This is a genomic window from Zooshikella ganghwensis (genome assembly GCF_018263875.1).
GTDB classification, from domain to species: domain Bacteria; phylum Pseudomonadota; class Gammaproteobacteria; order Pseudomonadales; family Zooshikellaceae; genus Zooshikella; species Zooshikella ganghwensis.
Map to the genome: position 1 here is coordinate 42,464 of NZ_JAEVHG010000004.1, position 14,007 is coordinate 56,470.

Here is a 14,007-nt window from a genome sequence, read left to right on the forward strand (position 1 = left end):
TCTGTTTAAACCTAAAGGTAATAATGGAAAACAAGAGGTCAATTACCCTTTTATTCGAATGATAGAAGAGACCCCTTTAATAGTTCGAAGACGCTTGATCGTTCTGGCTAGGTGCACTCGATCACGTACGCTAATAAGTAAGTGAATTACGCTAAAGCGCGCATCGCGCTCTTCCATGCTGATTTTTTCGATACTGGCATCTGTCGCATTTACCGTTGTGGCAAGTGTAGCGACAATACCTCGTTGGTGTTCCAATTCTACTCTCAACTCAACAGAAAACTCACCGGAAACATTTTTATCCCAGGCTACTTCAAGGCACTTCTCTGGGTTGTGCCTGATATCGCTGATATTGCGACAGGATTCTGTATGAATCACCATGCCACGACCAGCACTGACATGGCCTACAACGGGGTCTCCAGGAATAGGGTGGCAGCACTTGGCGAACGAGACAACCATTCCTTCGGTACCGCGTATTGTCAGTGGCTGACTACTCGTATGCGTTACTGTTTCTTCTTCGGGAGGCGCAACTTCACTCACCAGGTGTCGTGCCACCAAATAGCTCATGCGATTACCTAAGCCAATTTCTTCCAATAATTGACTAAATGATGGCAGCTTTAACTGGGAAAGTGCATTTTGCTTTTGGTCGTCTGATAGCTTTTCAACAGTATGGTTGTATCCTGATAGTGCTTTATTCAGTAAACGCTTACCAAGCTCAACAGACTCTGAGTGACGTTGATTTTTCAAAAAGTGACGGATATTAGACCGTGCTTTACCAGTTACGACAAAATTCAGCCAGGCAGGGTTTGGCCGTGCACCTGGAGCGGTGATGATTTCTATGGTCTGCCCACTTTGTAAAGGTTGGCTGAGGGAAGCTAGCTGACGATCAATACGACAGGCTACGCATGTACTGCCAACATCGGTATGAACAGCATAGGCAAAGTCAACAGGAGTACAACCTTTGGGTAGCTCCATGATGTTGCCTTTAGGCGTAAACACATAAATTTCATCGGGGAATAAGTCAATTTTAACGTTTTCAATAAACTCTAAAGAGTCCCCAGCATTTTTTTGTAGCTCAAGGACTCCTTTTAACCACTGCCGGGTACGGGCATGGCTGCCAAGCAGGGCCTCTTCACCGGATTTATACAACCAGTGAGCGGCAATACCCTTATTGGCCATATCATCCATTTCTTGAGTTCGGATTTGAATCTCAATAGGTACGCCATGCATACCAAACAAAGTAGTATGTAATGACTGGTAGCCGTTAGCCTTAGGAATGGCTATGTAGTCCTTAAAGCGACCAGGAAATGGCTTATAAAGATTATGTACGACACCTAGTGCGCGATAGCAGCTATCCACGGTATCAACAATAATACGGAAGGCGTATACATCCATTATTTCAGAGAACGACTTCCGCTGGTTACGCATTTTTTTATAAATGCTGTAGAGGTGTTTTTCTCGTCCGAGTACTCGGCCACGCAGCCCATGATCCTCTAAGTGTTTAGCGATAGCCTGTTGAATTTTATGAACAATTTCCTTGCGATTGCCTCGGGCTTTGACGACAGCCTCTCTAATTAATCCTGCCCGCATTGGGTACATGGCAGAAAAGCCCAACTCTTCAAATTCTACTCGGATATTATTCATACCCAGGCGATTGGAGATAGGTGCGTAAATTTCCAGGGTTTCTTTGGCAATACGTCGTCGTTTATCTGGGCGTAACACTCCCAGAGTGCGCATATTATGTAAGCGGTCAGCGAGTTTAACCAATATGACGCGAATATCCTTAGCCATGGCTAAAGCCATTTTCTGGAAATTTTCTGCCTGTTGTTCTGCTTTGGACTCAAATGGAATCTGGGTAAGTTTGCTGACGCCATCCACCAGCTGTGCGACGGTATCACCAAACTGTTCTGAAATAGCGTCTTTATCAACACTCGTATCTTCTAAGACATCATGCAACATGGCAGCCATCAGGCTGTGATGATCCATATGCATTTCAGCTAATATAGTTGCAACCGCCAGGGGATGGGTGATGTAAGGTTCTCCACTGCGGCGCCGTTGACCATCATGTGCTTGTTCTGCATAAAAATAGGCGCGACGAACCTGATTAACCTGCTGTGGTGAAAGGTAAGACTGAAGCTTTTGCGCTAAGTTTAAAATGTTCGACAAGGCCCGCCTCCTGTGATCAAACTGCATCCATAATGGAATGTGTTTCTGGGTGTTGGAAGCGGGGTAAGTTCCTTCAGCAATTTTTGGGGAAAGTTGATTTCAGCGATAGAAATCAACTGTTTGATATATGCTCGCGCCCTGAGCTGAAATGCACAGGCAAAACACCCTAAAAATAATCCGTGAAGGGTATACATCTGGGTTATCCCAATTAAGCACCTCCTGAAAGTGAAAAGGCTACATCCTGATCATCTTCTTTCGGTTCATCTAAAATACTAGGACTCACATAGCCAGCAGCAATTTCCCGTAGTGCCATAACTGTGGGTTTATCGTCTTCCCAATCCAGCTTGGGATCTTTTCCACCTGTAGCTAACTGGCGTGCACGTTTAGTGGCAACCATCACCAGTTGAAAGCGGTTATCAACATTATCTAAGCAGTCTTCTACAGTCACTCGAGCCATTAAGAATCTCCATAAGCGAGGTAATTCAGTATTTCAGGCGGTCTGAAGGACCCGACAGTTTACTGAATCACCATTGTCTATGACAAGAGTTTTTGCAATAGCTGTTCATGTTTGAGCTGTTGTTTGTCTACTTTTAATCTTTGACTTTTTACAATGGTCTCAAGTTCGCTAAGTGCTTGCGAAAACTCATCGTTAATAATCAGATAGTCATATTCTACAAAGTGAGCCATTTCACTCTCAGCTTCAGCCATACGTCTGGCAATCACTTCATCATTATCCTGTCCACGTGTATTTAAGCGTTCCAACAGCGCTTCACGACTGGGCGGCATAATAAAAATACACAACGCATCAGGTCGTAAACGGCGAACTTGTTGGGCTCCCTGCCAGTCTATTTCCAGAATAATGTCAGTACCGCTTGCTAATTGCTCATTGACCCACTGTTCAGAGGTGCCATAGTAATTGCCGAATACCTCCGCATGCTCTAGAAAAGCACCATCAGCGAGCATTTGCTGAAACTCTGCTTGAGTGATGAAGTTGTAATTAACGCCATCCTCTTCACCTGGCCGTTTAGCACGCGTGGTATAGGAAACGGATACACGAATCTGGGGGACGCTCTTAACCAAGGCTGCAACCAAGCTGCTTTTACCAGCACCAGACGGCGCAGAGATGATATACAGGGAACCTTGAGTGTTCATGATACTCCTAAAGTCGTGTCACTTTTTAATGCCTCGAATACCCAAAACAAGTTAGGCGTTACGTTTGCTATCGGTATAAAGCTAGCAAATAACCGCGTCAGGTTGGTTGCATTTGCCTGAAATTTTAACCTTACTCTCGATAGGCTACTTTATAAGTCTAGTGTCTAATTATGCAAGATTTTAATTATTAATGGTATATATGGTCATAACGTTGGTTTGATTGTACTAAAATACATACAACAGTTGGTAATCTAAGTGGTATTCAACAAAATTTGTTGTATTTCCCTTCTATTTTTTTAAGCTCGCTTCAAGCACATCAATATATGTATTTTTACCTATAATTGAGAAAGGTATACCTAAAACGAAGGGTATCGCCAAGCATCTCAGTATTACCATAGGTAGATTTGATGTCACTAGCGGCAAACGAAACGATTTTCTATCTTAAGATTCCTTCATTAACAGACACTTTGAATGTTACCTCATTTATTGGGCATGAAGGAGTTTCTCAACTATTTCATTACTCAATAAATGCCGTAAGCATTAATGATAATATTGATCCAGTTAGCATGTTGCTTCAGCCTGTCACTTTAACAATAGTAGGAGAAGATTTTGAGCGACAGGTAAATGGCATTATTAATCAGTTTGCTCAGGGAAAAACAGCGGATAAATATACAGAATACTCATTCGATTTTATTCCAAAGCTATGGTATCTGACGAAAAGAACTGATTGCCGAATATTTCAGGCATTAACTATTCCAGAAATTATAAAGCAAGTACTGGAGGTGGCTGAATTTATTGAGAAAGATGACTTTATTCAAAAGCTGACCGGTAACTATCAGCCACATGATTATATTGTCCAGTACAATGAAACAGACTTTAATTTTATATCCCGCCTGTTAGAACAAGAGGGAATTTTTTATTTTTTTGAACACCAAGTTGATAGTCACTGTTTAGTATTATCCGATCATAATGCTGCTTTTGGGCCTATTGAAGGTGAGTCTGTAGAATTTCATGGAAAAACAGGTTTAGTGCCAGATTATGAAGTTGTTGATGAATTACACTACACCTGCCAACGTACTATCGGTAAAGTTGAGCTGGATGACTATAACTTTACCAAACCAAATCTGGATTTATACGTCACAGCCAGTCAAGGTGATGAGTCACTTGTTGATTATCAATTTCCTGGTGGTTACCAGTTGCCTGAGCAAGGACAGCGTTATGCTCAACTCCGCTTAGAGGCATTTAATACTTTTGCTGAAAAGATCAATGCACAGAGTACCTGCCGTCGTTTGCTCCCCGGCTATGTGGTCGATTTGGAGCGTCACCCCAGAACCTCACTTAATCAATCGTACATTATCTGTCAGGTAATGCATGAGGGAGAGCAGCCTCAGGGGCAAGATGAGTATGCGACATCTGAAGAGGGTAGCTGGTATCGAAACCATGGTCTGTGGATTCCAAAAACAGTACCTTTTCGCCCTCCGCTAAAAGCAAAAGCACCCAAAATGCCAGGTAAACAGTCTGCTGTAGTGACAGGGCCGAAAGGTGAAGAAATCTACACTGAGCGTTTTGGTCGTATAAAGGCTCAATTTCATTGGGATCGACTGGGCCAGCATAATGAGCATTCATCTCGTTGGATGAGGGTGATGCAAACCTGGGCTGGAAAGCAGTGGGGGGCTTTGTTAATACCTCGTATTGGGCAGGAAGTCACCATTGATTATTTACATGGAGATGTTAACCAGCCTGTAGTGACAGGTGTCGTCTACAATGGACGCAAAAATCCTCCATACCCATTGCCTAAGCATAAAACTCGTTCAGGATTTCGTACAGACTCCACTATCGGTAGTGGTGGGTACAATGAGTTAAGTTTTGAAGATAAACAAGGCGCTGAGCAAATACGCATTCATGGAGAGAAAGACAGTGATCTTCGTGTCAAGAATGACAGTCGTGAAGAAGTAGTGGAAATGCGACATCATGAAATTGTTGATAATCATTATTTAAAAATAAAACAAGACAATCACCTGAAAGTCGATCAGCAGCATGAAAGAGTGGTGAAAGGAGACATTCACCACCGAGTAGGTGATACTCAACACAGTCAAATAGATGGTGATCATCTACTGGATGCGGGACAGGAGTGGCAAGTAACAAGCGGCCATAAAATTGTTATTGAATCAGATCGAGAGGTAGTTTTTTACGCTGGTGGAAGTTTTATAAAAATTGATCACAGTGGTGTATATATTAATGGCCCAAGTTATAATTTGGGGGGTGGCTCTGCAAGTGGTGCACAGCAAGCCATGGCAACTACTCCTGCAGCTCCTATGGAAGCAGATAAAGATTTCTCCGGTAATTATTCACTTAATCGTGCCAAGCTCTCTGGGCAAAAAGCAAAACACTTTCAAGGTGAAGGTCTAAAGAAGATAGAGCCAGAGATTTATGATGAAGAATCTAAGCAACGTTGGATAAAAATACGAGTTGTTGATGAAAAAAATGAACCATATAAAGGTGTTTATTATCAACTGCTTAGTTCAAATCAAAAGCAATTATTCGAAGACTTTATTCCTGCCGATGGCGTTATTTATAAAACTAAACTGGTTGATACACGTTATAAGTTAATACTAAAGGTCTGGGATTTAATTTGTGCCCGCCGCTTGAAAAAAGAGGCAGGTACAGAACCAGTACGTAAATGGTTAGAGAATAGACCTGCTTCATGGCAATACCAGTTTCATGCCTATCCTGAAAATATAAAAAATGCATTATTAGCAGATATCGATGATGGTGGGAGATTAGTTGACGAAGAACCGTTTATTAGTAAAACAGCTGAAGAATACTTTGGTCATTTGTATTTGGATATTAACGAGCTAAAAGTATGTCAAAGGCACTGTATTGAAATAGAGTCATTGGTGTCTTATGTGCCAATATTGGTGGATAGTCGAGACTATCATTATGTGAATGCCTATAACATGGGTATGGGATGTTTATGGGTATATTCTGACTGGGCAATTAACGAAGAGGAAAGTAAAGTAGGCTCATTGCAGGATGTAATAACAAAATGTGCACGACACGAAACAATAGAGTTAGTCAATACGCAGCAATATAATTTTTTATTGGAAACCGTTCCATTTGCTGATCGCATGATCTTTCCTCGTTTATTTATAAATAAATATGTTGGCTCTGAAGCATTAATCCTTTGCCAAGGAAAGAGGGTGTTAATCCTAGTTAGAGGAACAGAAGGTGGGGAGTGGAATGTTGATGATCTTGAGGAGTTATGGCAGCAGCCAATAAATGAAGAATTAGCGCTAAAAATAGCACCTGGTATTGCTGCACGTTATTTATTAAATATTAATCAAGAAGAGTTAGTCGTTGAGTCAATAAATATAATTGCTAAGTCTCAAGGTTTTAAGGATGTAATAACAGATGGAGATGCAGAGCAAGTACCATTTGCTCCTGCTCAGTCTCAAAAAGATAAATTTTTAGATGACTGGGTTCCTCTTATTGATAGTGGTGCACCAAGAGTTCATCGTGGATTTAATAATTTTGTCAATGCTATTTGGAAATATATTAAGCAGTATTTATTAATCCATAAAGAGCAAATTCATTTTTATTTTATTGGTGGACACAGTCTAGGTGGAGCAGCAGCAACACTTATAGCGGCGATTATACAGGAGACAAAATTATTTAATCAGCCTGTATTATATACTTATGGCAGTCCTAGAGTGGGTACTAAACGGTTTGTAGAGCGTTATCAATCTATCCCTCATTTTCGCCATGTGAATAATAGAGATATAGTACCAATGGTTCCTTTTCAACGTATTAGTGGAGGGCTATCTGATATAATCAATTTTGCTGGAAGGCAAAAATTAATTTTACAGCACTTTGTAATTAATAGTATAAGTAGTCCTTTTTCAATTTCGACTGTGGCCTTATCCAGTATGGCGTTAACTACAGCATCAACAGGGAAAACAATACTTGATGTGAGAGACTTAGATGAAGACCATTATTTGCATCATGGACAGTTACAGCAAATATTAACTATTGGTAATAGCCACTTTATTATTGGGCTGCAAAGTTTAGGTTTAACCCATCAAGGTTTAGCAACATTAATGTATTACCTGGCACATCAGCAATATGGACAGGATTTGCGTATTGATGGTGATAATTTGGCTGAGGAGAGCATAAATGCTGCAAATAAGTTTTTTGGTCAGGGAGCTGGTTCTCACTTTTTAGTTATGAGTGAGGATACTTTAAAAAAACTAAATTTAGATCCATTGGATGAACTTTTTGAGTCAGGTAAAAATCATAGTATGGCTGGTGGTTATATACCTAATATGAAGTATGCCTTACAAAAACTTCTCAAACAAGATGAGAGTTACAAGCAAGATCTAGTATTAGCAATAGATAGTTTGGAGCAAAGTAAAAAAGTTCTAGCTAATTTTATCAATAAAATAAAAAATGTAGCAGAAGAAAGTATTAGTTCATTGCGTGCATCAATGCGAAGTCCGCATACGCTTGATTCTCGTAAAGAGATACGCAATGATCTGAAGGAGAAAAAGCAGTTATTAGCTTCAGAAATGAGTTACTACAGAACTCAAATCTATAGAATTGACTCTGATATTGCATTGTTTAATAAACTGTTAAATGGAAGTATCCCCCAAAATATGCTTGAAGTGCCGAATGTTAATAAGGATAAGCTTTATGATCAGCTCAGGTAATCTTAATAAACTGAAAATATTTTGGTGGGGGTTTGTGATAATTAGTATTTTAATGTCTTGTATAGTAGGTTGGTTTGGGGAATCGATAAAGTTTAGGTGGACTAAAGGTATACCGGATGATTATTATCGAAATGGAAATATTTATATTGGTAAATTAGATGAAAAAATATGGGGTATTGACTTAAAAAATAATTTATTAACAGTTAAAGGCAAAAAAACAAAAGGTTGGTATGTAAAAGCATATGTAAAGTGGTCATCTTCTGGGAGAAAGTGTTTGGCTCGTAAAGATTTGAGTGAAAATCCAAAAATGATCCCTAGGCGATATGAGGTTGAATATTATGGAATAGATTTAGGAAAGGAGTATATTATTAGTGTTCCTCAACAAGTTGATCATAATATCAATCGTTGTAGTGACACTATTTATAGCTTAAGTATTAGATTTTATGATAGGGATATTAGCGCAGGAGGCTTTACAATCAACTATTTCGATCGAGAATTTGAGAGTGGTCAAAAGTTTGGTTACCCAAATCCAAATCGGGTAAGCTACTGTTGGAAAGAGCCTGTGTATGACAATAGTAGTGATGTGTATGTTGGATTTTGTAAAACTGAAGAAAATGCTTCTTCCCCACATTATGTATATCATGACCAAATAAGGCCCTACACTATAAATTTAGATTTTTACTTTCTGGATGAAGAGCCTTCTGATAAATAAGTATAAACTTTTAACTGTATCTTTATATAAACCACTTTTTAAAGACTTTTCTTCCCAGAACCACATTCGAACACGCTGTGAATACCATTCTTAGAGGCCTGATTGCCGCGTCCTACGGCAAACAGTTCGATGAAAATTATCCTGTCTTTGTTGAGTGTTCCGCTCATCATAAAAAATAAGTTGATATGGTATAACGTTTTATAAATGATCTGTTAAAATTATAGCTGTGTTTAGTTTTAACTGTTAGATAGGAATCTGTTTATTGCTAAACCTACTAGTTCGGGATATTCTTTATGCGCCTCGTGTTGGGTGAATGGAATATTCATAAAGCTGGCATTGGCTAACCTATCAATGAGTGTATGTGCTTCAGATAGGGAAAATAAAAAGTCATTATCACCGCGCATTACAAATGTTGGGCACTTAATTTGAGTAACTTGATCATTTGGATAGCCTGTACACGATATATCTAACCACAAGTTTTTTACTGAGTCTAGTAATCGACTTAAGTCAGGTTTAGGGTTAGATTTATTGTATCGAGCCACCTCTTCAGGGAAATGAGTTATCCAAAACTCGGCAGTTAGTCCTCTTAAAAGTTCAGTGGATGGATCGTTCGGTTCTAAGCGCCACTGCGAGCCTAATGTAACCAGTTGCAAGACTTTACTATTATGTTCAGCTGCTAACCTGTAACCCACTATGCCTCCGTCGCTAAAACCAAATATCGAAAACTTATTTATTCCCAAATATGTCAGCAAAGACTCTATATCCTTTTGATAGCGACCGTAGCTTAGATTCTCTGATCCAAGGAACGACTTACCATGACCACGAAAGTCTACTGCAATAATCATGTAGTCTGATGGGATGTAACTCAGAATGCAGTCAAAATCGTATATGCAACCAAGTCCTCCGTGTAATAAAACAAGTGGTTTGCCCTTTAAATTTCCAGTTACTTCATAGTAAATACTAGAACCATCTACATCTAAATAACAGCCATTTTTGCTCATTTGTTACTCCTACATAATTAATGTTAAGGGTGCAAAGGAGTTTCAGCTTATTAACATTACATCAATCTCTATCAAATCAGATAAGTCTTTCGAATAATTCAGTGTACTGGTTGCAAACTGTGGTTGGAAAGCTCATGTTGAACTGTTTGCCGCATGGATGCGGCAATCAAGCCTCCAAGGATGGATTTACGGCATGTTCAACAAGAGTTATCCAGCCATTGTTTGCCTCTGGCTTTTCGAAGAATATTACCATTATCAAGTCAGGTATGTATAAGAGAAGATCAAAGGTTATCGTTAGACCTAACTTGTAGCGCCTGATTTTTCTGTGTAGTGACATTTTTAGGTGTCATATACGACCAAAGTATTATATACAAACTAAAATAGCCATGATAAATATGTAGCTAGCAGTGTATAGCAGTTTAATTACGTCGTAGAGTGTGAATATGCAGAAGCAACTAATGGTTTTCACCATTATCCGGTGCTTATATTAGAATCAAATAAACTAAAGGATTTCCGTTGTCAGTAGTGTTATTCTGGCTTTCGGTTAATCAGCCCAGTCAATGGTTGTATACAACGTTTTATTGCTATTTCATTTTTTAAATGAGTTAGGGCCTGTTAACACTATTTGAATATCACTGTTATGACGGTAAAAGCACTCATCTAGGCGCGAAGTTTAGTTGTTCTAAATGAACAATGAGCAACAACGAGTAGTGCTTTTACCGTCATAACCCTTCGGGCCGTGATTATTTTTCCGCCTAGCGGTGTTACAAGTCATTTATGTAGAATGACTACACGGCATTCCTTGTGCCTAGCTAGGCGAAAAAATAGTCTACGGCAGTGGTGATTCAAATAGTGTTAACAGGCCCAAATAAGCCGCGAAAAATGGAAGTGAAAATAAAAGCATCTAAAACGTTGCTAGCATGTGCAACTTGATAGTGAACAAGGTTTAATTTATGGATTCTATGAAAGACAAATATGATATATTACCCGTAATACTCTTGCTGTCGTTATTTGCGGGGTGTATTGAAGTTGATATGTCGATACCAAGCTTTCCTGACATTGCTGCTGAACTAAATACAAACTTTAGCTTGGTACAAATGACTATAGCTCTCAACTTTTTGGGTTTTGTGTTAGGCGCATTATTTTACGGACCACTGTCTGACAGTTTCGGGCGTAGAAACGTTATTCTGTCGGGTTCTGTTGTGATGCTTATTGGTGCTTTGGGCTGTGTCTTCTCTACAAGTATTGAGTTTTTGCTATTATCCCGATTGATACAGGGAATAGGTGCGTGTGCGCCAGTTGTTGTTGTTTTTGCAATCATTTCAGATAAATATGAAGGCGTGAAAATGTATAGTCTTTTTGGACTAGTAAATGCATTCATGTCGATTGCTATGGCTATTGCGCCACTTGTAGGTGGATGGGTGAACTATTATTTGGGATGGAGAGGCAATTACGCAATTGTCGCACTGATTACTTTTGTATCTCTTATAGCACTCTTTATATTTTTACCTGAGACAAAAAAAGAAAAGGCTCCAATCAATTTACGTTTTCTTACTGAAAGCTATTCCAAGCTAGTATTTAGTAGTAAATTTGTAATATCTTCGCTTGTACCCTCGTTGCTGTTTGCGGCATATATGGTTTTTGTAGCGTCAAGTGCCTTTTTGTATAGAGAAACATTTGATCTATCTGTTGCTCAGTTTGTTGCTCACTTCTTTTGTGTTGTCGTCTCATTCTCTATCACTAGCTTACTATCAGGAAGGTTAATTACTATTTTAGGTGGAGAATCTCAAACTGAGAAAATTGGTATTTTTGTGGCTATATTCAGTATGCTTATGCTCGCTGTTCTGGGTAATAATCCTTTAATGCTAACACTATTTATGAGTACGTTCTGTATTGGTTTTGCCTTGTTGTATCCAATCGTCTTTGGCCGCTCAATGAGCATTTTTCCGCAGATATCTGGGGTCGCCTCTTCATTTAATATGAGTACTCGTTCGTTACTGGTTGTGGCTGCTACCAGCTTAAGTAGTTATTTGTATAATGGAGAGCCTCAGCAGATGGCTTATATTATGTTAGGTATTGCAGTGGTTGCATTTGTGTTATCAATGATGTTTTATCTTCAAAAGGATAAGGTTTCACTCGCAGACTCTATTTAATTAACAAATAAAAAGTAGTCTATGCTCTTCATGATTTTTAACGTGGAAGCTGTTGTGCATAAATTTTATTCGTGAAGGGCATCTATATTTAAGATAAAGAGTATATTACAGTGTATTGAATAGTAAAGTACCACCTTTATTATTCAATACGTCTGTGTAACGCGCATTATTCCTCTGCTTGATGTCCTACAGTATTAAAAATGAAAGTGAAAAAATTATGGCATTAGAAACCAGTGTTGGGAATACACAAAGCTTTGGCTTGTCATCAAAATATGTTGAGAAGTGGGAAAAGCGATCATCTATACGAACTCGCCCAGAAAAGAAAATTGATTTTGAGCTTGATGGTTTCTTTTTTCCTGAGGATAAACAGCCTGTTTTATTAGATGGAAGACTTAAGGATATCAGTATAGAAAATAAGTCAGAGTTACTGATTAGATCTTTATTTAAATATCTGAATGATATTGTTACGTTAGAAATAAAGCTAATAAACTCTGCTTGCAATAAAATTATCTATAATGATCTACCTGTTGCTTATCCTGAGCAGATAAAAATGAATGCTTATACGGTTATTATAGATGAGTACTACCATGTTTATGTTGCCAGAGACTTAATTAATCAGTTAAAGGCCAGATATCCCTATCTGACAGAAGATGCTCTACCTGATTCTGACTCGTTTTGTGCTGTTAATGAAATTATGAAGCGACTGGATGCGGAGCATCATGATTTATTTGAAATAATTGCTGTATGTATATTTGAGACTACTTTAGTTAAAGAATTGGTTGAATTTTTTAAGTCAGAATCGGTTCACCCATCGATTAAGAACTATGTAAATGATCACATGAATGACGAATCACGTCATTATATTTACTTCCTGGAGCTTCTGCAGTATACGTGGGATAGATTACCTGATAAGGCAAGAAGAGATATTGGTAGTAATATCGCTGATTTCGTGAAAATGTATTTGAATATTGAGTCCGAAAAAGAATTTAATCTGAGTTATCTTGACAGTATTATTGCTGATCATGAAGAGAATAAGCAGACAGTAAATGCTATTTATAAAGGCTTTGAGGTAACACCTGATGTTCCCATTGTGAAAAATGTAATAAGTGCATTAAAAAGAACCGGGTTGCTAGATGACGAAAATGTTAAGTCTGGATTTACTAACATTGGGTGGATTATTTAGGTAGTATGGTTGACTTATGGAAAAGATAATTTCACATAAAACTCATTCGGAAGTTTCTATATCCCCTGATACACAATCAATAATTGATGCAATAAAGAATAGGGTAAGAAATAACTCGCTCAATTTAATTTTGCCTCTTGAGGATACGCTTGCGCTTGTTGATGAGTTGGCTGAGTTTGATCTAGGGCGGTTTCTGCTTCATAACCGAGGTTTAAATGGTTATTGGACGTCTTATATTTTTACTCAACAGTGTGACTCAGAAAAAGAACATCCATTAAAAAAATGGTTGATGGAAGACTCTCTATTAAGCCAGGCACGTGAACGATTCCATCGATTTAAGTGTTTGCTTAAAAGTGAAATTTCAACGGCTAAAACTTTTGCTTCTATACCATGTGGCGTGATGGATGACTTGCTGGATCAAGATTATAGCCATCAGTCTGGAATCAAAATAAAAGGTATCGATCTTGATCCTGAATCTATTTCTCATGCTAAGGAAAAAGCAAAAAGAGTAGGGTTATCGAACTTATGTGATTTTGAAATTAGGGATGCTTGGGATCTTGATTATGAAAGTGTGTTTGATGTTATTACCAGTAATGGTCTTAACATGTATGAATCAGTGCCAGAAAGGTTGATAGCATTATACAGTAACTTTGCAAAAGCGCTTAAGCCGGGCGGGCGTTTATATATTAGTTTTCTTACCCCTCCTCCGCAAATTGGGGATGCTGAATGGGAAAAATACGGAATTCCTGAAGAAGACTTAAAGCGTGAGTTTTCTATTTTTGGTGATATTTTACAAGCGACTTATCTGAACTTTGTAAGCGAGGAAGAAATTAGGCATCAAATGCAGGAGGCTGGACTGCAGGTTACCGATGTATTTTATAACGAACGTGGTGTGTTACCTGTTTTGAAAGCAGTCAAGCCAAGTTGAAGGGTAGTT

9 protein-coding genes are annotated in these 14,007 nt (G+C 38.7%); 5 read left to right on the plus strand and 4 right to left on the minus strand.

All coding sequences use genetic code 11. From position 1 onward, the window contains the following. Window positions 1-42: 42 nt before the first annotated feature. The 3 genes from spoT to gmk form a co-directional block, all read right to left on the minus strand. Window positions 43-2,163, minus strand: coding sequence for a bifunctional GTP diphosphokinase/guanosine-3',5'-bis pyrophosphate 3'-pyrophosphohydrolase (gene spoT, locus KHS79_RS07985; protein WP_212718174.1), 2,121 nt, complete (start codon window positions 2,161-2,163; stop codon window positions 43-45). A 208-nt stretch (window positions 2,164-2,371) separates the two neighbouring features. Further along, window positions 2,372-2,620 carry a DNA-directed RNA polymerase subunit omega gene (gene rpoZ, locus KHS79_RS07990; protein ID WP_027707281.1) on the minus strand — a complete coding sequence of 83 codons (249 nt, stop codon included), beginning with the start codon at window positions 2,618-2,620 and terminating at the stop codon, window positions 2,372-2,374. 77 nt (window positions 2,621-2,697) lie between these two features. After that, complete coding sequence (gmk, locus tag KHS79_RS07995; protein ID WP_027707280.1) at window positions 2,698-3,315, minus strand: guanylate kinase; 618 nt, start codon at window positions 3,313-3,315, stop codon at window positions 2,698-2,700. 407 nt (window positions 3,316-3,722) lie between these two features. Here gmk and tssI point away from each other — a divergent pair, with 407 nt between their 5' ends. Together tssI and KHS79_RS08005 are read left to right on the plus strand one after the other, a co-directional pair. Continuing rightward, entirely contained in the window at window positions 3,723-8,021 is a 4,299-nt protein-coding gene (tssI, locus tag KHS79_RS08000) for a type VI secretion system tip protein TssI/VgrG (RefSeq protein ID WP_212718175.1), read from the plus strand. After that, a complete protein-coding gene (locus KHS79_RS08005) occupies window positions 8,005-8,733 on the plus strand; it encodes a hypothetical protein (protein ID WP_212718176.1) in 729 nt (242 codons plus the stop codon). Before tssI ends, KHS79_RS08005 begins: the two co-directional genes overlap by 17 nt. 236 nt (window positions 8,734-8,969) lie before the next feature. Here the strand turns inward: KHS79_RS08005 and KHS79_RS08010 are convergent, their stop codons facing one another. Then, on the minus strand, window positions 8,970-9,734 hold the full coding sequence (locus tag KHS79_RS08010; protein WP_212718177.1) for an alpha/beta fold hydrolase: 765 nt from the start codon (window positions 9,732-9,734) through the stop codon (window positions 8,970-8,972). 953 nt (window positions 9,735-10,687) lie between these two features. Here KHS79_RS08010 and KHS79_RS08015 point away from each other — a divergent pair. The 3 genes from KHS79_RS08015 (at window position 10,688) to KHS79_RS08025 (ending at window position 13,998) form a co-directional block, all read left to right on the plus strand. Then, the gene (locus KHS79_RS08015) at window positions 10,688-11,887 is read left to right on the plus strand and encodes a multidrug effflux MFS transporter (RefSeq protein WP_212718178.1); all 1,200 of its coding nucleotides are present in this window, start codon (window positions 10,688-10,690) and stop codon (window positions 11,885-11,887) included. A 217-nt stretch (window positions 11,888-12,104) separates the two neighbouring features. Beyond that, the gene (locus tag KHS79_RS08020; RefSeq protein WP_212718179.1) at window positions 12,105-13,070 is read left to right on the plus strand and encodes a diiron oxygenase; all 966 of its coding nucleotides are present in this window, start codon (window positions 12,105-12,107) and stop codon (window positions 13,068-13,070) included. A 16-nt stretch (window positions 13,071-13,086) separates the two neighbouring features. After that, window positions 13,087-13,998, plus strand: coding sequence for an SAM-dependent methyltransferase (locus KHS79_RS08025; protein ID WP_212718180.1), 912 nt, complete (start codon window positions 13,087-13,089; stop codon window positions 13,996-13,998). Window positions 13,999-14,007 lie beyond the last annotated feature (9 nt).

Coding starts and splice junctions, on each gene's coding strand:
- KHS79_RS08025 (WP_212718180.1), top strand. CDS start 13,087: ATGGAAAAGATAATTTCACATAAAACTCATTCGGAAGTTTCTATATCC.
- KHS79_RS08005 (WP_212718176.1), top strand. CDS start 8,005: ATGATCAGCTCAGGTAATCTTAATAAACTGAAAATATTTTGGTGGGGG.
- KHS79_RS08010 (WP_212718177.1), bottom strand. CDS start 9,734: ATGAGCAAAAATGGCTGTTATTTAGATGTAGATGGTTCTAGTATTTAC.
- tssI (WP_212718175.1), top strand. CDS start 3,723: ATGTCACTAGCGGCAAACGAAACGATTTTCTATCTTAAGATTCCTTCA.
- gmk (WP_027707280.1), bottom strand. CDS start 3,315: ATGAACACTCAAGGTTCCCTGTATATCATCTCTGCGCCGTCTGGTGCT.
- KHS79_RS08020 (WP_212718179.1), top strand. CDS start 12,105: ATGGCATTAGAAACCAGTGTTGGGAATACACAAAGCTTTGGCTTGTCA.
- rpoZ (WP_027707281.1), bottom strand. CDS start 2,620: ATGGCTCGAGTGACTGTAGAAGACTGCTTAGATAATGTTGATAACCGC.
- KHS79_RS08015 (WP_212718178.1), top strand. CDS start 10,688: ATGGATTCTATGAAAGACAAATATGATATATTACCCGTAATACTCTTG.